Raw genomic sequence first — 25,334 nt, forward strand, 5'->3', positions numbered from 1 at the left:
TCAGGGTATAATCGCCGCTCAATCCGAGGGGCGCTGCAGGGCTGTCGATCGACAGTTTCAGGCTCGGATTCATCAAACGGCGCTCATCCAACCAACCCATGCCAGGCATGGGAAGATGGGTGGGCCCAGGCTGAAGTCCTTCAGCAGGCGCACACGGCTTCCCGTCCTGGCCAAAGTTCTGAAGGAGCCTACCGTGCTGGATACTAGCCACCAAACTCAAGATTACGTCGTTGCCGACCTTGCCCTCGCCGACTGGGGCCGCAAGGAAATTCGCATCGCCGAAACCGAAATGCCCGGGCTGCTGGCGATTCGCGACGAATTCGCCGCCAGCAAGCCACTGCAGGGAGCGCGCATCACCGGCTCACTGCACATGACCATCCAGACCGCCGTGTTGATCGAGACGCTGACCGCGCTCGGTGCCGACGTACGCTGGGCGTCGTGCAACATCTTCTCGACGCAGGACCACGCAGCCGCGGCGATCGCCGCGTCGGGAACGCCGGTTTTCGCCGTCAAGGGCGAGTCGCTGGCCGCGTACTGGGATTACACGCACCGCATTTTCGACTGGCCCGACGGCGGCTACAGCAACATGATCCTAGACGATGGCGGTGACGCGACGCTGCTCCTGCACCTTGGCGCCAAAGCCGAAAGCGATCCCTCGGTGCTCGCCAAGCCGACGTCGGAAGAGGAAACGCTGCTGTTCGCGGCGATCAAGGCCAAGCTGGCCAGCGATCCCGGCTGGTACTCGGTGCGGCTGGCGGCGGTCAAGGGCGTCACCGAAGAAACGACGACCGGCGTCCATCGCCTCTATCAGATGCACGCCAGAGGCGAGCTCAAGTTCCCGGCGATCAACGTCAACGACTCGGTCACCAAGTCCAAGTTCGACAACCTCTATGGCTGCCGCGAGTCGCTGGTCGACGGTATCAAGCGCGCCACCGACGTGATGATCGCCGGCAAGGTCGCCTTGATCGCCGGTTACGGCGACGTCGGCAAGGGGTCGGCGCAAGCGATGCGTGCGCTCTCGGCACAGGTCTGGGTCACCGAGGTCGATCCGATCTGCGCGCTGCAGGCGGCGATGGAAGGCTACCGCGTCGTGACCATGGAGTACGCGGCCGACAAAGCTGACATTTTCGTCACCTGCACCGGCAACTACCACGTCATCGACCATGACCACATGGCGAAGATGAAGGATCAGGCGATCGTCTGCAACATCGGGCACTTCGACAACGAAATCGACGTCGCCTCGGTCGAGGGCTACGCCTGGGAAGAGATCAAGCCGCAGGTCGATCACGTGATCTTCCCCGACGGCAAGCGGATCATCCTGCTGGCCAAGGGTCGCCTGGTCAACCTGGGTTGCGGCACCGGGCACCCGTCGTACGTGATGAGTTCGTCGTTCGCCAACCAGACCATCGCCCAGATCGAATTGTTCACGCGCACCGTCGATTACCCGATCGGCGTCTATACGCTGCCCAAACATCTCGACGAGAAGGTCGCCCGTCTGCAGCTCAAGAAGCTCAACTCGCAGCTCAGCGAACTCTCTGACGCGCAAGCGGCTTACATCGGCGTCCCGAAAGAGGGCCCGTACAAGCCCGAGCACTATCGCTACTGATGCCGTGACCGGGGGTCGTGATGCGGCTGATTGTTCTCTGGCTACTCAACGCCTGCGCGCTGCTCGCCGTCGCCTACCTGATGCCGGCCTCGATAGCGGTCGCGTCATTCAGCGCGGCAATGGTCGCGGCGCTGCTGTTGGGGCTGGTGAACGCCGTCTTGCGACCCGTGTTGCTGCTGCTGACCCTGCCGGTCACGCTGCTGACGCTGGGACTCTTTCTCTTCGTCCTGAATGGCCTGATGTTCTGGCTGGCGGGTTCGCTGCTCGAGGGTTTCGTCGTCAGCGGCTTCTGGCCAGGGGTCTTTGGCGCCATTCTGTACAGCGTTTTCTCGTCGCTACTTTCCTCACTGTTGGCCGAACGCAAAGGCCAGAAATAGTCCCCTCATGACCCACCACAATCCCAGCTTCAGCCTGGAGCTGTTTCCACCGCAGACGCCCGAGGGTGCGGCCAAGCTGCGCGCCGCGCGCGCGCGCATGGCGCTGCTCAAGCCCAAGTTCTTTTCGGTGACCTTTGGCGCTGGCGGTTCGACGCGTGACCGTACGCTCGAAACGGTGCTCGAAATCCAGCGCGAGGGCCACCAGGCGGCGCCACACCTGTCGTGCATCGGATCGACGCGCGAGAGCATTCGCAGCATCCTCGAACAGTATCGTGCGCACGACATCCGGCACCTCGTCGCCTTGCGTGGTGACCTGCCGTCGGGGATGGCCAGAGCCGGCACCTTCCGCTACGCCAACGAGCTGGTCGAGTTCATCCGTGCCGAGACCGGCGACTGGTTCAACATCGAGGTCGCCGCCTACCCCGAATACCACCCGCAAGCGAAGAGCACGCACGACGATCTGCTGGCGCTCAAACGCAAGCTCGACGCCGGCGCCAATTCGGCGATCACCCAGTATTTCTACAACTTCGACGCCTACGCACACTTCGTCGATCAGTGCCAGGCAATCGGCATCGACGTGCCGATCGTGCCGGGGATCATGCCGATCGGCAGCTACAGCAGCCTGGCGCGCTTCTCGGACAACTGCGGCGCCGAAATACCGCGCTGGATGCGCAAGAGGCTGGAAGGCTACGGCGACGACAGTGCGTCGATCCGCGCTTTCGGTCTCGACGTGGTGACCGCGCTATGCGAAAAGCTGCTGGCCGGCGGCGCGCCGGGCCTGCACTTCTACACTCTCAACCAGGACGCGTTGACCAGCACCATATGGCAGCGTCTCCGACTTTCATAGGCTCAATGACATGGCTGAACGCGAGCTACCGGTAATCGTGCGCTACGCCCTCGAACTTTTTGCGTCGCTGGGCGCCTTGCGCGTCAGGGCGATGTTCGGCGGCTGGGGAATTTACTGCGACGACGTCTTCTTTGCGATCGTCGCCAAAGACGTCCTCTACCTCAAAGCCGACGCCCAGAGCGCGGCAACCTTCGAAGCCGTTGGCGGCGAGCCGCTGCGCATCAGCTACAAGGATGGTCGCAACGAGACCATGAACTACTGGACGGTACCCGAGGAGGCGATGGAAAGCGCGCAGGAGATGCTGCCCTGGGCGCGCGCCGCGCTGGCCGCGGCGGCGCGCGCTCCGCAGAAAAAGAAGTAACTGATCCGGCCGGGCGGAAAGTGGTGAGCGGGTCCTTGTGCGGGGACTCCCCATTCACCCTCCGGCCGGGCTAGAATTGCGCCGTTTCCGGTCACGGCCGCTCGCGCCGCGGCAGCGGCGAGAGTCAGCGGCAATCACCCGACGAGGACGCATGAAGGACTACTACGCCGTGCTGGGCGTGGCCAGCGATATTTCCGGCGCCGAGCTGAAGCAGGCGTATCGCCGGAAAGCCGCGCAGCTGCACCCTGACCGCAACGCGGCGGTCGACGCCGCCGACCGCTTCCGCGACATTCAGGAAGCGTATGAAACGCTCGCCGACGTCAATAGACGACACGATTACGACGAGAATCGACGCCGCAACCTGCTCGACAAGCCGCTGGAAACAGCGCGCGAGATCTGGAAAACCTATCTGGAAGGAGTATTGCCTTGAGGCTGTCGCCGTTCTTTGAAGAGCTCGACTCCGCTTATGCGGCCGAGCTCGATGACCTGATGACCGACTCCGCCGGAAAAGATGTCCTGGCGAAACGACTGCGGCTGAAGCGCAGCCAGGTCCCCGAACTGCTGGTGATGATCGAGTGCAATCCGGAAATGGTTGCCGTCGCCTTCCACGGCGGCATGCAATTTGCCCGGCCGGAAGTAATGATCGACCTGCTCGCGCAGGATCCCGAAGATCTGCCGGAGTGGGCGACGGTACTCGAATCGGTGCACCTGGAACCGTGGGCCGCCGAGTTGGCCAAGGTGGTTCTCACGGACGCCAACGGCGAACGCTTCCTGGTCGTTACCGCTTGTCTGGAGTACCTGCACGGCCGTGCCGGCGCGTCGCCGGAAAGCGGCGAGCGGCGGCAGCGCGACGACCACGGCGATGAAGATTTCGACGCCGATGTTGACGGCGACGACGTCGATCTCGAAGAAGCCGGCGCCGACTGGCTCGCCGAGCAGGGTTTTGACCGCAAAGACCGTAATTCCGGAGATAACTGATGAGCCGTTCGGTCCTCGTGAAAGCAGAGAAACTGATCAGCCTTGGCGACATCGTTGGCGCCGAAGCCGCGTTGACCTCGCTGGTCGAGAGCGACGGCGACGGCGCTCTGGTCGTCGCCCTTGAAGATTTCGCGGCCAAAGACCTGCTGGCGATCCTCCGTGACTTCGATTCGTCGAAGGAGTCGGTGGTCGGCCTGCTGGTCTCGCCGACGCAGTTCGCCCGGGCGATCATCCTCGAGCGGCGCTACGGCGACGCCAGTCACGAGCGTCTGCAGGCGACGATCAACGCGGTCGTCTTCCGCGCCGATAGCGACCCCGGCGAGTTTATCGAGGCCATCGGTGCCGTCGACGGCGGTTGCGAAACGCTCGCCGATTACCTCAGCGAACGCGCCGAAATCGTCGAGCATTTCTTCCGGACCGGGACTTTTGGCTATTTCGACGACGGCGACGAAGCCGCCGCCGAGTTGAGCGACGACGAGCGGCTCGATGAGCTCGCCGACCCCGACGCCAATCGCCCCTTCCTCAGCCAAAGCGAGGTCAGCGATCAGGACTGGATGCAAATGACCTGGACGCTGCGCTATGAGCATCCGGAGATCTTCCGTGACGTCCTGATGATCTTGCGGGCACGCGCCCGGGCGGCGGAACCCGACGAGGAAGAAACGCCTGTTCGCGCCAACGAGCAGCGCCGACCGCCGGGTGAGCCCGAAGAAGAGTCGGCGCTGTAGATCGTCGATCACGGCCCAAATTGTTAGCGACCCGACTTTCGCGTCAAGACAGCCCAGCCCCCATGGCCGATGAACTTCGCCAGCTTGCCGTTTTCGACGATCGGCCATTTTTCGAGAGAGCGTTCGCTTGTGGCGTGCGCAGCGGCGTCCTTGACGACGAAATCATCGCCAACATCGTCACCGACGGCGCCAAGGGAATGGTGCAGATCGCCGAATACTTCGGCACCCAGTACCTGCGGCCGAATATCGACGAGGCGCGCGCCCGGATCGTCGCTCTGGTCAGCCTGTTCCTCGAAGAATACAGTGGCGGTGACGTCGAAAAAGCGACACGGTCGCTGCGTGACAACAGCTTTCTGTCGCATTCACGTGGTGGCTCGGAGCTCCTCAAGAAGCTCTGGGCGATGCCCGAGGACACTTCCTTCGGCATCCTCGTCAACCAGTCGCAGAAGTCCTTTCTGGCCGACTGGTCGCTGAAGAGCCACGCCGAGTACCGGCAGGCTCTTGAACAGCGGCAAGCGGATCAACTGACGGTTTCTGCCGCGCTGTGGTTTGCCGACGGCCTCGGGTTGCCGCCTGCCGAGATTTCGACCGTCGCCGTCGAGTCGATCATCCGTACCGCGATGCTGCTGCATTTGAGCGGCAGCGCCGCTGTTTCGCTACCCAATCCTGCCGACTTCGTCGCCATCGTTGAAACAATCCGCAAGAAGGGTGTCGCCGGCACCGGCCGCAAGCGCATCGCCAAGGTCTTCGAGGCGCTGCCGCCGGCCTACCACGAAGTCGCCACGCGCGAACTGAGAAAAGTCGAAAGCGAGGACCTGCCGAAGATTCTCGACCGCTCGCAGGCGCTGAACGCGCTCATCCCGGTGCTCGAGCCACTGTACTTCCTGCGCGATTTCGGCCCCGAGGACGCCAGTCTGTTCGACACCGCGGTGTCGGCCGACTGGCAGAAGATTACCGGCGGGAAGATCGACGACAACTCGTTGCTGACGATCTTCGTCTGCCTCGCCGCCGCGACGCCAGCAAAACCGGCGTTGAGCAAAGCGGCGGCGCGCGCCGTGATCCGCAAGGTGCGCGCCGACGGGCTGCAGCGTCAACCGGTACTTTCCTTCATCCAGGCCTTCGCACCCCACCATCTGCAAGCCGACCTGGCGGCGCTGTGGGACGAAGTATTCGCGGAAGCCGAGGACGCGCTGACGGACCCGGCCGATACCTCGCTTGACGCGGCGCTGGCCTTCCTCAAGGAAAATTGCATCGTCCGCTAGTGTCTAATTGCATTATTAACCGGTAGTAACTATCATGCTTCTCCATTGCTTCGTGGTGGAGGAGATGTGGTGGGACGTGTGGCGGTGGCGCTGTCTTGCACAGCGGAGGTGAAGGAGGAATTGGAGCGTATGTCACGGAGTCGCAGTGGCGAGGTTCGCTTGGCCGAGCGAGCGAGAATCGTGCTGGGTTGTTTGGAGGGTCTGCGAAACGACGAGGTTGCCCGCGCAGTTGGCGTACGTGCGAACACGGTGGGGCTGTGGCGTCGGCGCTTTGCCGAGCATGGTTTGTCGGGCTTGCGTGATGCTGCGCGGCCGGGCAAGCCGGCGAAGTACGGGCAGGATCTGCGTGACCGCATTCTGGCGCAACTCGAACGGACACCGCCGGAAGGTATGGCAAGTTGGGATGGTGGTTCGCTGGCGAAGGCGCTGGAAGTATCGGACGATGCCGTGTGGCGCGTGTTGCGTCGGGAGGGCATCCAGCTGCAGCGGCATCGCTCCTGGTGCGTGAGCACGGACCCAGAGTTCGCCGCCAAAGCAGCGGATGTCATCGGGTTGTACCTTAACCCACCTGAAAACGCGCTGGTCCTGAGCGTCGACGAGAAACCCTCGATCCAGGCTCTGGAGCGTCGGCGCGGCTATGTCCAAACCAGTAGCGGAAAGGTGGTTCAGGGACTGAAAAGCACCTACAAACGCCATGGCACGGTCAACCTGTTCGCCGCCCTCGAAGTGGCCACCGGCGTCATTCGAGGCAAGACTACCCTAACCAAGAAGCGCGCTGATTTCCAGGCCTTCATGGAGGAGACCATCGCTGATGAACCCGTCGACCGTGAGATCCACGTCATCTTGGACAACCTCAACACGCACAAGAAAAACGACGAGTGGCTCGCCGCTCACCCCAACGTCACCTTTCACTTCACGCCCACCAGCGCCAGTTGGCTAAACCAAGTGGAGATTTGGTTCGGCATCTTCCAGCGCAAGACCCTGAGAAACGCCAGCTTCTCGAGCCTGGATCAACTCGTTGCCGCCATTCACAGCTTCACCGCGGCTTACAACCAGAACGCCGCCCCATTCGCCTGGCGAAAGCGAGAGGTCAAGGGCGCGCAGCTGCGGAATACTATCGTTAATCTATGCAATTAAACACTAGAGTTGCCGCGAGGCGCTGCCGGAGCGCCGCGGTGGCGCCCGCTCAGCGTCGTCGAGACGTCAGCCACACCCCGGCCAGGACCAGCACGGCGCCGGCCATTTGGCCCGACGACAGTGGTTCGTCGAGCAGCCACCAGGCGAAGACGATGGTCAGCATCGGCCCCAGGGTACCGATCATCACCGAGCGACTGGCACCAATGCGGCGGATCGCTGCCGATTGCAGGAAAACCGGCAGCACCGTCGACAACAGCGCCATGGCGGCGCCGTAGGCGTAGATTGGCAGCGGCTGGCGCAGCGCCGACAGCGGTTGCGTGACCAGGAAGTGGAGCTGCGTGGCCAGCGTCGAGATGAGCATCGCCAGCGCCGTGAAGCGCGCCGAACCGAGGCGCTGGATCATCGCTCCGCTGCCTGCCAGATACAGCGCGTAAGACAGCGACGAGGCGAAAACAAAGGCCGAACCGAGCAATACCGCGCGGCTTTCCCCGGAAAATTCGAGGTCATGGAAGAAGACCAGGCCGATCCCGGCGTACGACAAGAACAGCGCCGCGATTTCGCGCCGCTGCAGCGTCTTGCCCATGAACAGCACGCCGATGAGCACCGTCAAGGTCGGATAGGTAAACAGGATCAGCCGTTCGAGGCCGGCACTGATATAACCCAGGCCGATGAAGTCGAGAATGCTCGCACCGTAGTAACCGAGCAGCCCGAGCGAGGAGAGCGTCAGCCAGTCGCCGCGCGACAGCGGCGGTGCCGAACGGCTGGCGTGCAGGCCGATGAGCACGAAGAAGGGCAACGCAAACCACATCCGCAGCGACAGCAGCGTCACCGCGTCGACCGGCACCGCCTGCGGCACGGCGTAGGCGAGCTTGACGAAAATCGCCTTGAACGAGAAGCCGAAAGCGGCCAGGATCGCCAGGGCGACGCCGATGCTTTCGGAAGACCAGTGGTTCCAGCGCATGCCGATAGAGTGTCGAGGAAAACGTTGCCGACGCCGCGGTCGCGGCACGCGGGGCGCTCACTGTACGTCAACACCGCCAGCGCGGGCAAACCCGCGCGTCGTCCGATGCGCCCTGCTGCTCCGACGAACGCTCGCCCATGGCGGCCTGGCCTGGCTTGACAAGCCTATCTCGGGCAGGTAGATTTGCCCTCCTGCCCGAGCTTGAGCGCCGGGTTCGCGCCGATTTGACGTAGACAGATTGCGGGCGCGTTAAAAATTCCGCTAAAGCGAGGCCCACACCAAGACCCGTCGAGCTTTGCGCCGACGGGTTTTTTTGTTTTGCAGCCGCGCACCAAACCAGTAGGGACCAGCATGCAGCCTGACCGTACCGCCGAACTGACAACCTGCCTCGAACGGAACATCCTCGTTCTCGACGGTGCCATGGGCACCATGATCCAGCGCCACGGCCTGCAGGAGGCCGACTACCGCGGCAGCCGCTTCGCCACGCACGCGCACGACCTGAAAGGCAACAACGACCTGTTGCTGCTGACCCGGCCCGAGCTAATCCGCGCGATCCACGCCGAGTATCTCGCGGCCGGCGCCGACATCGTCGAAACCAACACCTTCAACTCGACCAGCGTCTCGCAGGCCGATTACCACCTGCAAGAGATCGTCCACGAGTTGAATTTCGCCGGCGCGCAACTGGCGCGCTCGGTGTGTGACGAATTCACCGCACGCGACCCGGCCAAGCCGCGTTTTGTCGCCGGCGTGCTCGGACCGACCTCGCGGACGGCGTCGCTGTCGCCCGACGTCAACGACCCCGGCTATCGCAATACCAGTTTCGACGAACTCGTCGCCACCTACCTCGAAGCGGTGCGCGGGCTGTGCGAGGGTGGTGCCGACATCGTCCTGGTCGAGACCGTTTTCGATACGCTGAACGCCAAGGCGGCGTTGTTTGCCGTCGAGCAGTACTTCGAACAGATCGGGCGGCGCTGGCCGCTGATGATTTCCGGAACGATCACCGACGCTTCCGGCCGCACCTTGTCCGGGCAGACGGCCGAGGCTTTCTGGAACTCGCTGAACCATGTGCGGCCGCTGAGCTTCGGCCTCAACTGCGCACTCGGTGCGGTCGAGTTGCGGCAGTACGTCGAAGAGTTGTCGCGCCTTTGCGATTGCTTCATTTCGGCGCATCCCAACGCCGGCCTGCCGAACGCTTTCGGCGGCTACGACGAAACGCCCGCACAACTCGCTGCGGAAGTTTCCGACTGGGCCCGCCAGGGCTTTGTGAACATCGTCGGTGGTTGCTGCGGCACGTCGCCCGAACACATCGCGGCGATCGCCCGCGGCGTCGCCGGCGTCAAGCCGCGCGCCAGGCCAAAACTCGAAAGCAAACTGCGCCTGTCGGGTCTCGAACCGTTCAACGTCGGCCCGGACTCGCTGTTCGTCAACGTCGGCGAGCGGACCAACGTCACCGGTTCGAAGGCCTTTGCGCGGATGATTCTCGAAGGCCGCTTCGACGACGCGCTGGCGGTCGCCCGCCAGCAGGTCGAAAATGGCGCGCAGGTGATCGACATCAACATGGACGAGGCGATGCTCGACTCGCAGGCGGCGATGGATCGCTTCCTGAAGCTGATCGCCAGCGAACCCGACATCTCGCGCGTGCCGATCATGATCGACTCGTCGAAATGGCAAGTCATCGAAGCCGGCCTAAAGTGCATCCAGGGCAAGGGCATCGTCAACTCGATCTCGATGAAGGAAGGCGAGGAGGCGTTCCTGCAGCAGGCACGATTGGCGCGCCGCTATGGCGCCGCCGTGGTGGTGATGGCTTTCGACGAAAGCGGCCAGGCCGACACCTTCGCGCGCAAGACGCAAATCTGCGCGCGCGCCTACCAGCTGCTCACCGAGCAGGCGGCTTTCCCGGCCACGGACATCATCTTCGATCCGAATATTTTTGCCATCGCCACCGGCATCGAAGAGCACAACAACTACGCCGTCGATTTCATCGAGGCGTGCAAGTGGATCCGCGCCAATCTGCCGGGCGCGCAGATTTCCGGGGGCGTTTCCAACGTCTCCTTCTCGTTCCGCGGCAACGACGCCGTGCGCGAGGCGATCCACACCGTCTTCCTGTATCACGCGGTCAGGGCCGGGCTGTCAATGGGCATCGTCAACGCCGGCATGCTGGGCGTCTACGACGACCTTGACCCGGCGCTGCGCGACAAGGTCGAGGACGTCGTCCTCAACCGCAACCCGGAAGCTGGTGAAGCGCTGGTCGAGTTTGCGCTGACGGTCAAGGAGGGCAAGGCCAAAGATACCGGCCCCGATCTCAGCTGGCGCGAACTGCCGGTCGAACAGCGGCTGACGCACGCGCTGGTCAAGGGCAACAACGACTTCGTCGTCGCCGACACCGAAGAATGCCGGGCGGCGCTGGCAGCCGCCGGCAAGCCGCCGCTGGCGGTCATCGAAGGGCCGTTGATGAATGGCATGAACGTCGTCGGCGACCTCTTTGGCGCCGGCAAGATGTTTCTGCCGCAGGTCGTCAAGTCGGCACGCGTGATGAAGCAGGCGGTGGCGCACCTGATTCCCTACATCGAAGCCGAGAAACTGCGTACCGGCGTCAGCAGCAAGGGCAAGATCGTCGTCGCGACGGTCAAGGGCGACGTGCACGACATCGGCAAGAACATCGTCGGCGTCGTCCTCGGCTGCAACGGCTACGACGTCGTCGACCTTGGGGTGATGGTTTCCTGCGACAAGATCCTGCACGCGGCCCGCGAGCACGGCGCGCAGGTGGTCGGCCTGTCGGGACTGATCACGCCGTCGCTCGAAGAAATGAGCCACGTCGCGGCCGAGATGCAGCGTCTCGGTTTTGCCGACGGCGAACCACCGGTGCCGCTGCTGATCGGCGGCGCGACGACCAGCCGCGCACACACGGCGATCAAGATCGCCCCGAACTACAGCGGGCCAGTGGTCTACGTTCCCGACGCGTCGCGCGCCGTCGGCGTCGTCACGCGCCTGTTGTCGATCGACAACGCCGCCAGCTTTCGCAGCGAAGTCGCCGCCGACTACGAAAAACTGCGCATCCAGCACGCCGGCAAGAAAGGTATCAAGCTGGAGACGCTGGCCGCCGCGCGCGCCAACCGTTTCGTCTGCCAGGGCGACGCCGCCTACCGCCCGCTGGCGCCGAACAAACCCGGTCTGCACGTCCTGCGCGACATCGACCTGGCAACGCTCGCCGAATTCATCGACTGGGGACCCTTCTTCCAGACCTGGGACCTCGCCGGCAGCTTCCCGAAGATCCTCGACGATCCGCTGGTTGGCGAAACGGCGCGCGAAGTCCATGCCGACGCAAAGCAGATGCTGCAAACGATCATCGACGAAAAATGGTTGAGCGCCAACGCCGTCTTCGGGCTGTTCCCGGCCAACGCCGTCGGTGACGACATCGAGATCTACGCCGACGAAACGCGCGCCGAGAAGTTGCTGAGCTGGCACAATCTTCGCCAGCAGCAGGAGCGCCCAGCGGGCAAGCCGCACTATTGCCTGAGCGACTTTGTCGCCGAGCGCGGCACGGCGGACTGGCTAGGCGCGTTTGCCGTCAGTGCCGGTTTTGGCATCGAAGCCAAGCTCGCCGAATTCGCCGCCGCCAACGACGACTACCACGCGATCCTCCTCAAATCGCTCGCCGATCGCCTGGCTGAAGCCTGCGCCGAATGGTTGCACGCGCAGGTTCGCCGCGACTACTGGGGCTACGCCAGCGACGAGACGCTCGATTGCCAGGCGCTGATCCGCGAGGACTATCGCGGCACCCGGCCCGCCCCCGGCTACCCGGCGTGCCCCGACCACACCGCCAAGGGCGCGCTGTTCGCGCTGCTCGACGCGCCGGCAAACACCGGCATGGGCTTGACCGAATCCTACGCGATGACGCCGGCGGCGGCTGTTTCGGGCTTCTATCTGTCGCACCCGCAGGCGCGTTACTTCGCGGTCAGCAAGATCGCCCGCGATCAGCTCGAAGACTGGGCGGCGCGCGCCGGTTTCAGCGTCGCCGAAGCCGAATACTGGCTGGCGCCCCTGCTCTGAAGGAGAACGACGAGCGCTCGATGAGCGAGCGAGTGCTGCCCGACTTCGTCGCGCGTGACGTCGACCTGGCGAAGCGAACGACGCTGGCTTTGCCGGGCCGCGCCGCGCTGTACGCCGAAGTCAGCTCGCTGGAGCAGCTGGCAATGCTCGCCGGCGACTCGCTGCCGCGCCGCTTCGTCGTCGGTGCCGGCAGCAATTTGGTCCTCAGCGGTGATTTTGACGGCCTGCTGCTACACATGGCGATGCGCGGCCGCGAGCTGCTTGGCGACGACGCCGACGCCTGGTACGTACGCGCGGCGGCCGGCGAGAATTGGCACCAGCTGGTGTTGTGGACGCTGGCGCAGGGCTGGCCGGGACTCGAGAATCTGGCCTTGATCCCGGGCACCGTCGGCGCCGCGCCGATTCAGAATATCGGCGCCTACGGGCTGGAAGTCGCCGAGCGCCTGCACGCCGTCGAAGCGCTCGACATGTCGAGTGGCCGGACGCTACGCTTCGATCGCGCCGCCTGCCGTTTTGCCTACCGCGACAGCGTCTTCAAACAGGAAGGCTGGCACCTCGACGGCCGACAGGTGATCACCCGGGTCGTCTTCCGCCTGCCGAAGGCCTGGCAACCGCTGGCCTCGTACGCCGACGTCGCCGCCGAACTCGAGCGGCAGCCGAGCGAGCTGCCGCCCGCGCGCCCGCCAGCACCGCCGACGCCGCGGCGGATCGCCGACGCCGTGATGGCCGTGCGCCGCCGCAAGCTGCCCGACCCGGCGACGCTGCCCAACGCCGGCAGCTTCTTCCACAACCCGGTGGTCAGCGCCTCGGTCGCCCAGCGCCTGGCGATCGCGCATCCCGAAATGCCGCGCTACCCGCAGGCCGATGGCCGCGTCAAACTCGCTGCCGCCTGGTTGATCGAAGGCAGTGGCTGGAAAGGCCGCAACCTCGGCCGCGTCGGCATGTACGAGCAGCAGGCGCTGGTGCTGGTCAATCGCGGCGGCGCTTGCGGCGCCGAGGTGATCGCCCTGGCGCGAGCCGTCCAGGCCGATGTTCGCCAACATTTTGGCGTCGACCTGACTCCCGAGCCGATCTTCCTCTGAGCACGGCGCGGCGCCAGCGCGCGCCAATCGGGCAATCGTCAGCGGCGAGATGACGATATGGACCAAGCGGCCTTCTCGTCGGTCTCGTCCTTCTCGTGGATGGGCGATTCCGGACGGCGATTCAGGGCGGCAAGACGCTGCCACACAGCTCGATGAACTGCTCGCCGCGAAAGCGGGCGCCGAGCGTATGCTCGTCGTCCCAGGTCGTCGTGTAGCCGAGTTCGGTGCCCAGCGTGTCGTCCAGCGGCGTCACCGCGACGTAGATCAACACGACCTGCGGCCAGACGTCACTGGCCGCTGCCAGGCGGGCGGCGGCGTGGTCGTCGGGCAGTGACTCGCCATGCGGCTGGTAGTGCTCGAACAGCGCCTGCTCGATGATCGGTCGCCAGCCGGCGAAGCGTGTCGCAACTTGCCGGGCAATCTGCACGGCCTGCGTGTCGGGTTCGCGGCGTCCGCCAGCGATTGCCAGCGGCACGGCAGCGCTGGCGCCGATGGTGATTGAGCCGCGCCAAAGACCGCCGGCGCGGCGCAATTCGCCAAGCTGCGAATCACTGACCGGCGCTGAATTGAACAATCCGAACATCTCTCTCCCCCTGGTCAATGCGCCGGCGCGCGGCCTGTGACAGCGCCAACTTCAGGCGCTCGTCGAGCACCAGGCGGTTGGCCAGGCCGGTCAGCGCGTCGAGTTGCGCGCAAGCTTTCAGCTGCGCCTGGTAGTCTTTCTGCTTGCTGATGTCCTGCCGCGTCTCGACGGCGCCGCACACCCGGCCATTGGCGGCGTCGAGTACCACCAGATCGACCAGCACCGGCCGCGTGGCCGGAGAGAAAGCGGAGCACGGGCGCGTCGTCCCGAGCAGGCTATCGCGGTGAGCCGCTCGCAGGCGAGGTTCCACTGGACGAGCCGATGTTGGTCGTCGATGACGAACATCGGGATCGGCAGCGCGGCGACGAGCGGCTTCGCCCAGCTGCTGGCCAAGACGTCCTGGCGCTGGTCGACAATGGCCGGATTGCTCATGATGGTGTGCCCCCTCTGTCGAGTGTTCACGGTGCCGGGAAAACGCTTCTTCCCGGCTTCCGTGGCGCCGTCAAAAAGCCTCGTGTGGTCGCAAGAATCGCCACCGACCGAGTGGCAGATCGCTGAGCCTGACGGCCCCGATGCGGACCCGCTTGAGGCCGCTGACGCGCAGACCGACCAGCTCGCACATGCGCCGGATCTGTCGCTTTCTGCCCTCGCGGAGGACGAAGCGCAGCTGATCGTCGTTGAGCCACTCGACCTTGGCCGGCTTCAGCTGGCGGTCGTCGAGGCTGAGTCCATGATTGAGCAGCGCCAGGCCGCGGTCGTCAAGCTGGCCTTCGACGCGCACCAGGTATTCCTTCTCGACCTGCGAGTCGGCACCGATCAAGTGCCGTGCGACGCGGCCATCCTGGGTCAGCACCAGCAGCCCGGTCGAATCGATGTCGAGGCGGCCGGCGGGCGCCAGTCCTCGCAGGCACTCCGGACTAAAGGCCGGCGTGTCGGGCGTGCACAGCTGATTCGCCGCTTGAATCAGCGTCACCGCCGGCGTGCAACCCGGCTCGGGCTGGCCCGAAACATAACCGATTGGCTTGTGCAGCAGGATCGTCAAGCGGCTTTGCTGGTCGGCGAGCCCCTTCTTGTCGAGGGTAATCACGGCCTTTGGGTCGGCGCGGCTGCCGAGTTCGTCGACCCGCCGGCCATCGACGAAGACCCAGCCGCGGCTGATGTACTCGTCCGCGTTGCGGCGCGAACAGAGGCCGCGCTCGGCCATCAGTTTGGCGACCCGCACGCCAGACTGCGGCGTGGCGGTCGTCGTTGCCGCTGGCGAGCTCGCTGCTCTGGCTGGCGTGCGGCCAGTCGACGGCTCTTCTGGCGGCCGCGATAGTGGCTTGGCATCGGGTGGCGCGCGCCGCGTCGGGCCGTCGCCGCGTACGCGCGCCGCTGCCGACCGCGTCCCGGGCGGCAGCGTCACCGTCTTGCGTGGCCGATCGGCCATCGATCAGGCGATATCGAGCAACTCGATATCGAAAGTGATCTTGGCGTGCGGCGGGATGAGTTTGCCGGCGCCGCGCGCACCGTAGGCGAGATCCGGCGGAATGACCAGTCGGCGAACGCCACCGACGCACATCCCGGGGACTCCTTCTTCCCAGCCGGCGATGACGTGGCGGCCGTCAAGGGCAAAGCGGAAGGGTTCGTTGCGATCGACACTCGAATCGAACTTCGTGCCGTCGGCCAGCCAGCCCGTGTAATGCACGATGACGTGCTGACCGGAGACTGCAATGGGACCACTGCCGGCGATGACGTCTTCAATCTGCAGACCGCTGGGGGTGGTAACAATTGGCATGGTAGTTCCTCATCAACGCAAAAAAGCGCAGTTTAGCCCAGCATGCGTCGCCAAGGGGCATTTCCGTGCATGATGCCAATCGCCTGGAAGTCGTCGGGCGCCAGGGCGATCGGCAGATTGATTGCCGTGCTGGCCGCCGCCGCGCGGCCAACGTCGTTCGCGCTTTCCGTTAGACTGGCGGTTCAGACTATCCCGAAGGGCGCGACATGGACAGACCGATGCTTACTGCTCCGATGGTCAGCGACCGCGAGGCGCTCGATGACTTCGTCGATGCGCTGCGCGACATCGCGCCAGCGATCGAACGCGACGTCGCTCGCCTGCGCAGTGCCCCCGGCGAACGGCAGGTGATCGCCAGCCTGTTCCGCTCGCTGCACAATATCAAGGGTGACGCGGCGTTGTGCAAGGTCGATTTGGCCGTTGCCATCGTGCACCCCATCGAGACCGTCCTGGCGCGGGTTCGCAGCGGCGTTCTGCCATTCACCGAGCCACTTGCCGAAATCATCCTGTTGACCGTCGATCGCCTGGAGCTGGCGATGGCCAGGATCGTCGTTGACGAAGCGCTCGACGAACTGCAACTGTGGCCCTTGATCGACGGTCTGGAGAGGCTGGCGGGGGCCGCGCCAGCCGACGTCGATGAGTGTGCCGCCGAAGTATTCGAGGTCGTAACCGGCTTTCGTCCGGTCTTTGCCGCTTCGTTGGCGACGCATGGCGCGCTTGCGGGTGGGCACGCTGACTCGTCGTCGGCTGCCACCGAGGACCTGCGGTTTTTCCTCAAGCTGGCCAACCAGTTCGAACTCAGATCGCCCCTGTTCAAGGGCCGGACGACGCGTATCCTGCGCCTGGCGCTGGATACGAACCAGATCGTCGACGACCCGATCGACCCCTTACAACTTGAAGCGGCCGTCTATATGCACGACGTCGGCATGATGTTTCTTGCCGAGTCGGTGTGGCTGAAAGCCAGTGACATGAGTACCGCCGAGAAGGCGATCCTGCACGCCCATCCGGGCTACGCGGCTGGTTTGCTGGCGCGCATGCCGGGCTGGGCGGCAGCCGCCGAGATGGTTGCGCAACACCATGAAGCGGCCGGCGGAGCGGGCTATCCGGCGGCACTCGAGAGCGCCCAGATCTGTGCCGGTGGCAAGTTGCTGGCGATCTGTGACGCTTTCGAAGCGGTGATGTTGAAGCACATCAACCGTGGCCGAAATCGCTCGCTGCTGCGGGCGATCGCCGAAATCAATGCCTGCGACAAGCAGTTCGCCAGCGAATGGATCGCGCCCTTCAATCAGGTCATCCGGCGCAGCGTCGAAGCGCGATGAGCGACCGGGCAGCCGATCCAGCGGCCGATGAGCCTGCGGCCGATTTCGAGCGCCGCTTTGGCGGTGTCGCACGCCTCTACGGCGCGACCGGCCGGCAACGTTTCCAGCGTGCGCACGTCGCCGTGGTCGGCATCGGTGGCGTCGGCTCGTGGGCGGCCGAGGCGCTGGCGCGCTCGGCGATCGGCCGCATCACGCTGATCGATCTGGACATCGTCGCCGAGTCCAACGTCAATCGCCAGGTGCACGCCCTCGACGGCGAATTCGGCAAGGCCAAGGTCAGCGCCATGGCGCAGCGAATCCACGCCATCAACCCGGCTTGCGTGGTCACCGAAGTGGACGATTTCGTCACCCCCGAGAACGTCGACGCGATCCTCGGCGGCGACTTCGACCACGTGCTGGACGCCATCGACCAGGTCCGCAGCAAAGCGGCAATGATCGCCTGGTCGCGGCGTTGCGCGACGCCGCTGATCACCGCCGGCGGCGCTGGCGGTCAGATCGACGCGACACGAATCGAGATCGCCGACCTCGCCTTGAGCATCCAGGACCCCTTGCTGGCCAAGGTTCGCTCGCTGCTTCGGAAGGACTACGGCTTTACCCGCGAGGCGAAAAAGAAGTTCGGCGTCGCCGCCGTTTTTTCCAGCGAACCGCTGCGCTATCCCGACGCCGCCGGCAGCTGCGAGTCGCCGCGCACGCTCAGCGGACTGAACTGCGCCGGCTTTGGTTCGTCGATCTGTGTCACCGCGTGCTTTGGCCTGCTGGCCGCCGGCGAAGTTCTGCGGACCCTGGCCAGTAGCGACTCTCCGGCAGGCCGGCGAGGCTGATCGGCTGGCCGCCGACGGCCTGCCGATCAGCCGATCAAGACCCGGTTCTTGCCGGCCTGCTTGGCGGCAAACATCGCCTCGTCGGCACGTTTACTGACCGACGCCTGCGTGTCGGTGGGCCGGAAATCGGTCAGGCCGGCGCTGAAGGTAATCAGTTGCCGCTTGTTGTCGTGCAGGAATATCCGTCGTGTCAGTTCGCGCTGCAGGCGGACCATGGCCGTTTGCGCGTCTTCGAGCGGCGTGTCCGGCAACAGGACGATGAATTCTTCGCCACCGAAGCGGGCGATCGTATCCTGCGGGCGCATCGTCTCGCGGATCACCGTCGTCAGATGGACCAGCGCGGCGTCGCCCGCGTCATGGCCGAGCGAGTCATTGAGTTTCTTGAAGTTATCGATGTCGAGCAAGGCGACACAAAGCGTCGACTGGCGGCGCTGCGCGCGCGCCGTTTCCTTGGCGAAGGCCTCCTCGAGGCCGCGGCGGTTGAGCGCCCCGGTGAGCTGGTCGTGGCGGACCAGCGTGCTGGCCTTGTCGAGCTCGGCCTGCAGTTCGGCAATGCGTTTCTCGGCATCTTCGACGCTCTGCTTGGCGGAACGTAACTCGTCGCGCGAGCGCTGCGCGTTCAGCTGGATGATCTGCGTCTCGCGGATCACCTCGGCGAGCACGTCTTCAAGTTGCGAGATGTCCGCGGCATTACTGATCCGGTCGGCGCAGATTTCGATCTTGTCGTGATAGTCGGATGTCGAATCGGCAAACTCGGCGAGGTGATCGACGAAGCCGGCGAGCATCTGCTTGAGACTCTCGCGCGCTTCGTTGAGGCTGTGCTTGAGCTGACCCTGCTTGAAGATGACTTCCTTGAGCCGGTTTTCGGCGTCGCCAATCGAGCGGATGCTCAGCGGCCCGGCGACGATGTCGCGGACGATCTCGATCTGGCCGGCCAGCCAGCGGTCCTCGATGACCAGCTCGCCGACGTTTTCGATCAGCAATTGCAGCAATTTGAGGAGCCCTGCCCGCAGTTCGGCGCGGTCCTCGGCGAGCAGTTCGAGGCGGAAAGCGAAACGCTTGACGCTGGCCTGCAGACCTTCCATCGCCGCGCGCGACGTCGCCGTGCGGATCTTGTGCGCCAGCGCCTTGGCGTCGGCGATCAGCTCGGGCTCGTCATGAACCTGGCTCGGAATCAGGACCTCAAGCGTGTACGCGAAGATCTCGCGCAGCTCGTTGGCCAACTCGGCCGTGCGTTCGCCGGGCGGCAGCGCCGGCGCCGCGGCCGCCTGCTGGCCGGCAGCCGGCAAGCCGCTCATCGACGCCGCCGGTGGGTCCACCAGCGCCATCTCGCTTGCTTCCGGCGCGTTCATTGACCACGATTTGACCAGCCCCTGCAGTCGCCCGAAGAGCACTTCGCTATTGCCGCCGCCGCCGAGGACACGCTCCAGAGCCTCGCGCTTGCGGGCGACGGTGAAGCCGCTTTGCTTGCCCTCCCACTGGCGCAGGAAGTCGCCGAACAGTTGGCTCCACGGCAGATCGCTTTCCTTGCCCAGCTGCGCGAACAACTCGGCAACACCCCGTTTGAGTTCGCTCCAGCTGTTGCCCTTGAAGGCCTGCTCGAAGCGCCGCAGCAATCTTTGCTGCGGGCCACTTTCCTTGGGCAAGGCGTTGAGAAGCGCCCGTAGTTCTCGTTGCGGGAAGGCCGCCGGCTGATCGGCGGGGGTGCCGGCGATTTCGTGGTATAGCGCCCGGTAGTTGTCGGGCGACGGCGACATTCGTCTGCTGGCCAGCAGGCGCAGCGCCTCACGGGCGATTTCCGACGGATTCGAGAGGGTTGGCATGGCTTTGCACCGACAAGACAGACAGTTGCCGCATTCTAGCAGTGCCCAGTGTGCGTGGGCGCCTGCCGTCCAGGGTTGCCCCGGCGAGGAAGCGAGCGGCAAGGTTTTTTTGTTACACTCGCAGAGTCGGCTGGCGGTGCACCGTGCGCGGGCTGCGAATCGCCGCCGGCGCGGCCGGTGAAAAGGGCGGGGAGTACCCCTGCGGATACTCCCCAGGTCCGGGCCGGAGCCGGAACTCCGGGACCAGAAAATGGAAAACAGCGTGCGTAGGCTATAGGCCAGCGCTTACAAGCCGCTTACGCAAGTCGGGCAGGGAACGAAGATCGATGCGTATTCTCCTCGCTGAAGACGACCAAATCATCGCCGACGGCCTCTGTCGCTCGCTGCGCAAGGCGGGCTACGCGGTCGATTGCGCGGCTAACGGGATTGATGCCGATACCGCGCTGATGACCAATCTCTACGATCTGGTGATCCTCGACCTGGGCCTGCCCAGACTGCCCGGGCTCGACGTTTTGCGCCGCCTGCGCGCGCGCAAGACGTCGACGCCGGTGTTGATCCTGACCGCGCTCGACGGCATCGACGATCGCGTCAAGGGGCTTGACCTGGGCGCTGACGACTACATGGCCAAGCCCTTCGAGTTGCCAGAACTCGAGGCGCGGGTGCGGGCGCTGAGCCGCCGTTCGTCGGGTACGGCGCGACTGATCGAGTGCGGTTCACTGACCTTCGATCAGACCGATCGCTGTGCGCTGGTCAATGGCCAAATGCTCGACCTGTCGGCACGCGAGCTCGGCCTGCTCGAAATTCTTCTGTCGCGAAGCAAGCGGCTGGTCAGCAAGGACCAGCTGGTCGATCACCTCTGCGGTTGGGGCGAAGAAGTCAGCCACAACGCCATTGAGGTCTATATCCACCGCTTGCGCAAGAAACTCGAAGCGACCGGCGTCAATATCACCACCGTCCGTGGGCTCGGATACTATCTTGAGAAACCTGCGGAAGAAACAAGACCCTGACGCCCAGCGCTCGCTGTTTGGCGAGATTCTCGACTGGATGCTCGCGCCGCTGCTGTTCGTGTGGCCGATCAGCATCGCCTTCACCCACTATTTCGCCAACAGCGTCGCCGGCTTTCCCTACGATCAGTCGTTGCGCGAACACGTTTCGGCGATCGCGCGCCAGATCGATTTCGACCGTGGCTATCCGCAGTTCGCGCTGCCTGGGACGGCACAGCTCTACCTGCGATCCGACGAGATCGACAACGTCTATTTTCACCTCCTCGACGGCGACGGCGTACTCGTCGCCGGCGACCCGGAACTGCCGTCGCCAGTGGCCGGCAGCCTGCTGAATAGCGAGCACGGCGAGGTTCATTTCCGCGATGACGAGTTCAGCGGGCAAACGCTGCGCGTCGCCTACATGTACCTGTCGGCGCCGGGCGAGTCGAGCGAGCGCCGGGTGCTGATCGAAGTCGGCGAAACGACCGAGAAACGATCGCAGCTGGCCAACAAGATCATCGCCAGCGTCATCCTGCCGCAGTTCGTGATCATTCCGCTGGCCGTCGTGTTGGTGTGGTTCGGCCTGTCGCAGGGCTTGCGCCCACTGACGCGCTTGCGCAACCGTATCGAGGCGCGTCGCGAAGCCGACCTCTCGCCGATCTCGCTCGGCCGCGTCCCCGAAGAGTTGCGGCCCTTGACCGAAGCCTTCAATTCGATGCTGGCGCGCATGCAGCACAATGTCGACGCGCAGCGGCGCTTCATCGCCAACGCCGCGCATCAGATGCGCACGCCGCTTACCGGCTTGAAGACGCAGGCGCAGCTGGCGATGCGCGAAAGCGATCCGGCCGAGGTGCGGCATGCGCTCAGACAAATCCTGAGCGGCGTAGACCGTGCTGCGCATCTCGTTGATCAGTTGCTCGCGCTGGCGCGCGCCGAGGCCAGCGGGCTGTCACCGCAGACGCTGCAGCCGCTCGATCTCGATCAGCTGCTGCACGAAATTGTCGAGACCTGGGTGATGCAGGCGCTCGAAAAGCGCATCGACCTCGGTTATGAGCCGGCCGGTGCGGTGCCCATTCTCGGCAATACCTTCCTGTTGCGCGAGATGATCAACAATCTGCTCGACAACGCACTGCGCTACACGCCGGCTGGCGGGCGCGTCACCGCGCGCGTGGTCAAGCAAGGCGATTTCGCGCTGCTGGAAATCGAGGATAACGGTAGCGGCATCGCTGACGACGACTCGCAGAAGGTCTTTGACCGTTTCTACCGGGCCGAAGGCCGGGACGGCGAAGGCAGTGGCCTGGGGCTGGCTATCGTTCGCGAAATCGCCGAAGTCCATCAGGCCGCTGCCAGCTTGCGGCCGCTGACGATCAACGCCAGTGGCGAAGAGCAGCACGGCTGTATCGCGCGCATCGTCTTTCCGCTGCACCGCCCGCCGCCACGTCTGGCACTCCCCGAAGCGGTGCGCAGCGGTTATGCCTGAGCGGCGCCGCTTCAGACCAGCTGGCGCAGGTAGGCGGGCGCAAATTCGACGACGAAATCCCAGAAAGCGGCCAGCGCCGGAGTCATGTGCTTGCTCCGGTGGCGCACCATGTGCCAGCGGCGCATCACCGGCGTCCCTTCGACCTTGAGGATGCTCAGACGTCCGGCGCTCAGTTCGAGTCCGAGCGTGTGCTGGGAAATGAAGCTGATCCCGAGGCCGGCGACGACGGCCTGCTTGATCGCTTCGTTGCTGGCCATTTCCATGCCGATCCGCGGCTTGATCGAACGCTCCTGAAAGAACTCCGCCATCGCCGAACGCGTTCCCGATCCGCTTTCGCGAACGATCAGGGTTTCGCCGGTGAGGTCTTCGACGGCGATATTCTTCCGTCTGCTCAAGGGGTGGTCGGCGCTGGCGACGATCACCAGCGGGTGCGGCGCGAAGGCCCTGGCGGTGGCGTCGAGCGTCGCCGGCGGCCGGCCCATGATCGCCAGATCGACCTCGTTGCCGGCCAGCAGACGGCTGACCGTATCGCGGTTGTCGATCAGCAGTCGAATCCGGACATCGGCGTGCTTCTTGCAAAACTCCGCCAGCAGTCCGGGCGCGAAATACTCGGCGGTACTGGCGACGGCGACGGCGATTCGCCCGCCCTGCACGCCCTTCAAGGCGAGCAGTGCCTCGTCGGCATCTTTCAGCGACTGCAGGATCTGACGCGCATGTTCGAGCAGGACCTCGCCCGCCTCGGTGAGAAAGACGCGCTTGCCGATGCGCTCAAACAGCAAGGTGCCACAAACCTCTTCGAGTTGTTTGACCTGCAGCGAGATCGCCGCGTGCGTCAGATGCAATTGCTCGGCGGCACGCGCGAACGAAAGGTGGCTGGCGGCCACCGAAAATATCTGCAACTGACGGATCGTCGCATTTCTCATTCGTTATGGTTTCTTAATCAAAACAGACAATATGTTTAACTAGAGTTTTTCGATCAGGTCGCTAGAATCAGCTCTATTCTGCGACGAACGCCAATGCTCATCTTCTGGAGTACCGCCCATGCTATGCGGCCGCACCAACGTCAACAAATTCCTGGTCGAGGAGCAGCGCCGCAATCCGGCGCTGGCCGGCGACTTCTCGATGCTGATCAGCGACATTGTGCGCTCGTGCAAGGCGATTGCGCAGGGCGTATCACGCGGCTCGCTGGCCGACGTGCTGGGCGACGCCGGCCAGGAAAACGTCCAGGGCGAGGCGCAGAAGAAGCTCGACGTGCTGGCCAACGGGGCCTTCATACGGCATTGCGAGTGGGGCGGCCACCTGGCGGCGATGGCTTCGGAGGAAATGGAGGACATTTATCCGATCCCGGCCGAGAACCCGCACGGTCAATACCTGCTGGTCTTCGACCCGCTCGACGGTTCGTCGAACATCGACGTCAACCTTTCGGTCGGCAGCATCTTTTCGGTCCTGCGCTGCCCCGAGACGTGTCGTGACGACGCGCCGACGGCAGCCGATTTTCTGCAGCCCGGTGCCGCGCAGGTCGCCGCCGGCTACGCCTTGTACGGCCCGTCGACGATGCTGGTGTTGACCGTCGGCAACGGCACGCATGGTTTCACGCTCGATCGCAATATTGGCGAGTTCTTGCTGACGCACCCGAATCTGCTGATTGCGCCGGAAACGCGCGAGTTTGCGATCAACGCCTCCAACGAGCGCTTCTGGGAGCCGCCGATCAGGCGCTACGTCAGCGAGTGCCTGGCTGGCAAGAGCGGCGTCCGTGGCCAGGATTTCAACATGCGCTGGGTGGCATCGATGGTCGCCGAAGTGCACCGCATCCTGATGCGCGGTGGCGTTTTCATGTACCCGCGCGACAGCAAGGACCTGTCGAAGCCTGGCCGACTGCGGCTGCTGTACGAAGCCAACCCGATGGCGATGATCGTTGCCCAGGCCGGTGGTCTGGCGTCGACGGGTCGCGAGCGCATCCTGGACGTGCAGCCGACGGGTCTGCACGAACGCGTGCCGGTGGTTCTCGGCTCGCGTGATGAAGTCGAGCGCATCGAACGCTATCACCGCGAGCACGCGAGCGGTGAGGACCAGCCATTCAGCTCGCCGCTGTTTTCGACGCGAACGCTGTTTCGTGACGACTGACTGGGCAGCGCGCCGGCCGACGGCCAACGTCGGTCAGCGTCGTTGCCACCAACCCAGACGCCTCTGCCGCAGGCCGCACAGCGGCTATTCGTCAGTCGCGGACGCGACTCTCACAGTAAGGAGCTAATCTCATGTCGATCAAGAACCCGGTCATTGCCATTACCGGCTCGTCAGGCGCCGGCACGACGTCGGTCACGCGAGCGTTTCAGCACATCTTCCGGCGCGAGAAACTCAACGCGGCGATCATCGAAGGCGACAGCTTTCATCGGTATGATCGCCTGGAAATGCGTGCCAAGATGGCCGAGACCGGTCTCGCGGGCGACCACCATTTCAGCCATTTCGGCCCCGAGGCCAATTTGCTCGCCGAACTCGCCGGTCTGTTTCGCGAGTACGGCGAGAGCGGCCTCGGTCGCACGCGGCATTACGTTCACGACGATGTCGAAGCCGAGCTCTATGGCTCACCGCCGGGCACCTTCACCGAGTGGACCGATCTCCCCGAAAACACCGATCTGCTGTTCTACGAGGGTCTGCATGCCGCCGCCACGACCGACGGCGTCGACGTCGGCCGGCACGTCGACCTGTGTATCGGCGTCGTCCCGATCATCAATCTGGAATGGATCCAGAAGCTGCATCGCGACAAGGCGCAGCGGGGCTACTCGACCGAAGCGGTGGTCGATACCATCCTGCGGCGGATGCCCGACTACATTAATTACATCTGCCCGCAGTTCTCGCGGACGCACGTCAATTTCCAGCGCGTCCCGACCGTCGACACCTCGAACCCGTTCATCGCCCAGGACATCCCCCAGCCCGACGAGAGCCTGTTGGTGATTCGTTTCGCCAACCCGCACGGGATCGACTTCCCCTATCTGCTGAGCATGCTCGACAACTCGTTCATGTCGCGCCCGAACATCATCGTTTGCCCGGGCGGCAAGATGGGGCTGGCGATGCAGATCATCTTCACGCCGATGATCATGCAACTGATCGACAAGAAGCGCCGTGCGCGCTGAAGCCTGGCCCGCGGCGGCTGCGCCAGGCCTGCTC

The 25,334-nt window shown here is 64.4% G+C and carries 24 protein-coding genes and 2 riboswitches; of the genes, 17 read left to right on the forward strand and 7 right to left on the reverse strand.

What is annotated here, in order from left to right; genetic code table 11:
• The first annotated feature begins 19 nt into the window (after window positions 1–19).
• A riboswitch (S-adenosyl-L-homocysteine riboswitch) is annotated at window positions 20–92 on the forward strand.
• 104 nt (window positions 93–196) lie between these two features.
• From ahcY to QZ656_RS11960, 9 genes are all read left to right on the forward strand, one after another.
• Entirely contained in the window at window positions 197–1,606 is a 1,410-nt protein-coding gene (ahcY, locus tag QZ656_RS11920; protein ID WP_291993844.1) for an adenosylhomocysteinase, read from the forward strand.
• A gap of 20 nt (window positions 1,607–1,626) precedes the next feature.
• The gene (locus tag QZ656_RS11925) at window positions 1,627–1,983 is read left to right on the forward strand and encodes a phage holin family protein (RefSeq protein ID WP_291993586.1); all 357 of its coding nucleotides are present in this window, start codon (window positions 1,627–1,629) and stop codon (window positions 1,981–1,983) included.
• Between the two features lie 7 nt (window positions 1,984–1,990).
• Window positions 1,991–2,830, forward strand: a complete 840-nt coding sequence (gene metF / locus QZ656_RS11930) for a methylenetetrahydrofolate reductase [NAD(P)H] (protein ID WP_291993587.1) — start codon at window positions 1,991–1,993, stop codon at window positions 2,828–2,830.
• Window positions 2,831–2,840: 10 nt separating this feature from the next.
• Window positions 2,841–3,191 (forward strand): TfoX/Sxy family protein, encoded by a 351-nt coding sequence (locus QZ656_RS11935; protein WP_291993588.1) that lies wholly within the window; start codon window positions 2,841–2,843, stop codon window positions 3,189–3,191.
• Between the two features lie 151 nt (window positions 3,192–3,342).
• Window positions 3,343–3,621: a DnaJ domain-containing protein gene (locus tag QZ656_RS11940; protein WP_291993589.1), complete on the forward strand. Its 279-nt coding sequence runs from the start codon at window positions 3,343–3,345 to the stop codon at window positions 3,619–3,621.
• Complete coding sequence (locus QZ656_RS11945; RefSeq protein WP_291993590.1) at window positions 3,618–4,169, forward strand: hypothetical protein; 552 nt, start codon at window positions 3,618–3,620, stop codon at window positions 4,167–4,169. Before QZ656_RS11940 ends, QZ656_RS11945 begins: the two co-directional genes overlap by 4 nt.
• Window positions 4,169–4,894, forward strand: a complete 726-nt coding sequence (locus tag QZ656_RS11950; RefSeq protein ID WP_291993591.1) for a hypothetical protein — start codon at window positions 4,169–4,171, stop codon at window positions 4,892–4,894. The genes QZ656_RS11945 and QZ656_RS11950 overlap by 1 nt, the downstream gene beginning before the upstream one ends.
• A gap of 62 nt (window positions 4,895–4,956) precedes the next feature.
• Window positions 4,957–6,156, forward strand: a complete 1,200-nt coding sequence (locus QZ656_RS11955; RefSeq protein ID WP_291993592.1) for a hypothetical protein — start codon at window positions 4,957–4,959, stop codon at window positions 6,154–6,156.
• A gap of 69 nt (window positions 6,157–6,225) precedes the next feature.
• Window positions 6,226–7,293: an IS630 family transposase gene (locus tag QZ656_RS11960; protein WP_291991544.1), complete on the forward strand. Its 1,068-nt coding sequence runs from the start codon at window positions 6,226–6,228 to the stop codon at window positions 7,291–7,293.
• Window positions 7,294–7,342: 49 nt separating this feature from the next.
• Here the strand turns inward: QZ656_RS11960 and QZ656_RS11965 are convergent, their stop codons facing one another.
• Entirely contained in the window at window positions 7,343–8,254 is a 912-nt protein-coding gene (locus tag QZ656_RS11965) for a DMT family transporter (protein ID WP_291993593.1), read from the reverse strand.
• Between the two features lie 206 nt (window positions 8,255–8,460).
• A riboswitch (SAM riboswitch) is annotated at window positions 8,461–8,542 on the forward strand.
• A gap of 63 nt (window positions 8,543–8,605) precedes the next feature.
• Here QZ656_RS11965 and metH point away from each other — a divergent pair.
• Entirely contained in the window at window positions 8,606–12,304 is a 3,699-nt protein-coding gene (metH, locus tag QZ656_RS11970) for a methionine synthase (protein WP_291993594.1), read from the forward strand.
• A gap of 20 nt (window positions 12,305–12,324) precedes the next feature.
• The gene (gene murB / locus QZ656_RS11975) at window positions 12,325–13,386 is read left to right on the forward strand and encodes a UDP-N-acetylmuramate dehydrogenase (RefSeq protein ID WP_291993595.1); all 1,062 of its coding nucleotides are present in this window, start codon (window positions 12,325–12,327) and stop codon (window positions 13,384–13,386) included.
• Between the two features lie 121 nt (window positions 13,387–13,507).
• Here murB and QZ656_RS11980 read toward each other — a convergent pair whose 3' ends face one another.
• The 4 genes from QZ656_RS11980 to QZ656_RS11995 all read right to left on the reverse strand — a co-directional run bounded on the left by QZ656_RS11980 (window position 13,508) and on the right by QZ656_RS11995 (window position 15,746).
• Entirely contained in the window at window positions 13,508–13,969 is a 462-nt protein-coding gene (locus tag QZ656_RS11980) for a hypothetical protein (protein ID WP_291993596.1), read from the reverse strand.
• Window positions 13,935–14,279, reverse strand: coding sequence for a hypothetical protein (locus QZ656_RS11985; RefSeq protein ID WP_291993597.1), 345 nt, complete (start codon window positions 14,277–14,279; stop codon window positions 13,935–13,937). Before QZ656_RS11985 ends, QZ656_RS11980 begins: the two co-directional genes overlap by 35 nt.
• 192 nt (window positions 14,280–14,471) lie before the next feature.
• Window positions 14,472–15,398 (reverse strand): pseudouridine synthase, encoded by a 927-nt coding sequence (locus QZ656_RS11990; protein WP_291993598.1) that lies wholly within the window; start codon window positions 15,396–15,398, stop codon window positions 14,472–14,474.
• Between the two features lie 3 nt (window positions 15,399–15,401).
• Window positions 15,402–15,746, reverse strand: a complete 345-nt coding sequence (locus tag QZ656_RS11995; protein ID WP_291993599.1) for an FKBP-type peptidyl-prolyl cis-trans isomerase — start codon at window positions 15,744–15,746, stop codon at window positions 15,402–15,404.
• A gap of 218 nt (window positions 15,747–15,964) precedes the next feature.
• On the opposite strand from QZ656_RS11995, the gene QZ656_RS12000 reads away from it, so the two are divergent.
• Entirely contained in the window at window positions 15,965–17,062 is a 1,098-nt protein-coding gene (locus tag QZ656_RS12000) for an HD domain-containing phosphohydrolase (protein WP_291993600.1), read from the forward strand.
• Window positions 17,059–17,883, forward strand: coding sequence for a tRNA cyclic N6-threonylcarbamoyladenosine(37) synthase TcdA (tcdA, locus tag QZ656_RS12005; protein WP_291993601.1), 825 nt, complete (start codon window positions 17,059–17,061; stop codon window positions 17,881–17,883). The genes QZ656_RS12000 and tcdA overlap by 4 nt, the downstream gene beginning before the upstream one ends.
• Before the next feature lie 26 nt (window positions 17,884–17,909).
• Here the strand turns inward: tcdA and QZ656_RS12010 are convergent, their stop codons facing one another.
• A complete protein-coding gene (locus QZ656_RS12010) occupies window positions 17,910–19,706 on the reverse strand; it encodes a GGDEF domain-containing protein (protein ID WP_291993602.1) in 1,797 nt (598 codons plus the stop codon).
• Window positions 19,707–20,032: 326 nt separating this feature from the next.
• On the opposite strand from QZ656_RS12010, the gene QZ656_RS12015 reads away from it, so the two are divergent.
• Both QZ656_RS12015 and QZ656_RS12020 read left to right on the forward strand, forming a co-directional pair.
• On the forward strand, window positions 20,033–20,713 hold the full coding sequence (locus QZ656_RS12015; protein ID WP_291993603.1) for a response regulator transcription factor: 681 nt from the start codon (window positions 20,033–20,035) through the stop codon (window positions 20,711–20,713).
• Entirely contained in the window at window positions 20,682–22,169 is a 1,488-nt protein-coding gene (locus QZ656_RS12020; protein ID WP_291993604.1) for a sensor histidine kinase, read from the forward strand. Before QZ656_RS12015 ends, QZ656_RS12020 begins: the two co-directional genes overlap by 32 nt.
• An 11-nt stretch (window positions 22,170–22,180) precedes the next feature.
• Here QZ656_RS12020 and QZ656_RS12025 read toward each other — a convergent pair whose 3' ends face one another.
• The gene (locus tag QZ656_RS12025) at window positions 22,181–23,092 is read right to left on the reverse strand and encodes a LysR substrate-binding domain-containing protein (protein WP_291993605.1); all 912 of its coding nucleotides are present in this window, start codon (window positions 23,090–23,092) and stop codon (window positions 22,181–22,183) included.
• Between the two features lie 118 nt (window positions 23,093–23,210).
• Here QZ656_RS12025 and QZ656_RS12030 point away from each other — a divergent pair, with 118 nt between their 5' ends.
• Window positions 23,211–24,293, forward strand: a complete 1,083-nt coding sequence (locus QZ656_RS12030; RefSeq protein WP_291993606.1) for a class 1 fructose-bisphosphatase — start codon at window positions 23,211–23,213, stop codon at window positions 24,291–24,293.
• 131 nt (window positions 24,294–24,424) lie between these two features.
• Window positions 24,425–25,300 (forward strand): phosphoribulokinase, encoded by an 876-nt coding sequence (locus QZ656_RS12035; RefSeq protein WP_291993607.1) that lies wholly within the window; start codon window positions 24,425–24,427, stop codon window positions 25,298–25,300.
• Window positions 25,301–25,334: the final 34 nt, after the last annotated feature.

It is taken from the genome of Candidatus Accumulibacter sp. ACC003, assembly GCF_907163085.1.
In the GTDB taxonomy this organism is placed as follows: domain Bacteria; phylum Pseudomonadota; class Gammaproteobacteria; order Burkholderiales; family Rhodocyclaceae; genus Accumulibacter.

Bases quoted from the DNA above. Each gene is read 5' to 3' on its own strand.
- QZ656_RS11925 (WP_291993586.1), top strand. From the start codon at position 1,627: ATGCGGCTGATTGTTCTCTGGCTACTCAACGCCTGCGCGCTGCTCGCC.
- metF (WP_291993587.1), top strand. From the start codon at position 1,991: ATGACCCACCACAATCCCAGCTTCAGCCTGGAGCTGTTTCCACCGCAG.
- QZ656_RS11935 (WP_291993588.1), top strand. From the start codon at position 2,841: ATGGCTGAACGCGAGCTACCGGTAATCGTGCGCTACGCCCTCGAACTT.
- QZ656_RS11940 (WP_291993589.1), top strand. From the start codon at position 3,343: ATGAAGGACTACTACGCCGTGCTGGGCGTGGCCAGCGATATTTCCGGC.
- QZ656_RS11950 (WP_291993591.1), top strand. From the start codon at position 4,169: ATGAGCCGTTCGGTCCTCGTGAAAGCAGAGAAACTGATCAGCCTTGGC.
- QZ656_RS11955 (WP_291993592.1), top strand. From the start codon at position 4,957: ATGGCCGATGAACTTCGCCAGCTTGCCGTTTTCGACGATCGGCCATTT.
- QZ656_RS11965 (WP_291993593.1), bottom strand. From the start codon at position 8,254: ATGCGCTGGAACCACTGGTCTTCCGAAAGCATCGGCGTCGCCCTGGCG.
- metH (WP_291993594.1), top strand. From the start codon at position 8,606: ATGCAGCCTGACCGTACCGCCGAACTGACAACCTGCCTCGAACGGAAC.
- murB (WP_291993595.1), top strand. From the start codon at position 12,325: ATGAGCGAGCGAGTGCTGCCCGACTTCGTCGCGCGTGACGTCGACCTG.
- QZ656_RS11980 (WP_291993596.1), bottom strand. From the start codon at position 13,969: ATGTTCGGATTGTTCAATTCAGCGCCGGTCAGTGATTCGCAGCTTGGC.
- QZ656_RS11990 (WP_291993598.1), bottom strand. From the start codon at position 15,398: ATGGCCGATCGGCCACGCAAGACGGTGACGCTGCCGCCCGGGACGCGG.
- QZ656_RS11995 (WP_291993599.1), bottom strand. From the start codon at position 15,746: ATGCCAATTGTTACCACCCCCAGCGGTCTGCAGATTGAAGACGTCATC.
- QZ656_RS12000 (WP_291993600.1), top strand. From the start codon at position 15,965: ATGCTTACTGCTCCGATGGTCAGCGACCGCGAGGCGCTCGATGACTTC.
- tcdA (WP_291993601.1), top strand. From the start codon at position 17,059: ATGAGCGACCGGGCAGCCGATCCAGCGGCCGATGAGCCTGCGGCCGAT.
- QZ656_RS12010 (WP_291993602.1), bottom strand. From the start codon at position 19,706: ATGCCAACCCTCTCGAATCCGTCGGAAATCGCCCGTGAGGCGCTGCGC.
- QZ656_RS12015 (WP_291993603.1), top strand. From the start codon at position 20,033: ATGCGTATTCTCCTCGCTGAAGACGACCAAATCATCGCCGACGGCCTC.
- QZ656_RS12025 (WP_291993605.1), bottom strand. From the start codon at position 23,092: ATGAGAAATGCGACGATCCGTCAGTTGCAGATATTTTCGGTGGCCGCC.
- QZ656_RS12030 (WP_291993606.1), top strand. From the start codon at position 23,211: ATGCTATGCGGCCGCACCAACGTCAACAAATTCCTGGTCGAGGAGCAG.
- QZ656_RS12035 (WP_291993607.1), top strand. From the start codon at position 24,425: ATGTCGATCAAGAACCCGGTCATTGCCATTACCGGCTCGTCAGGCGCC.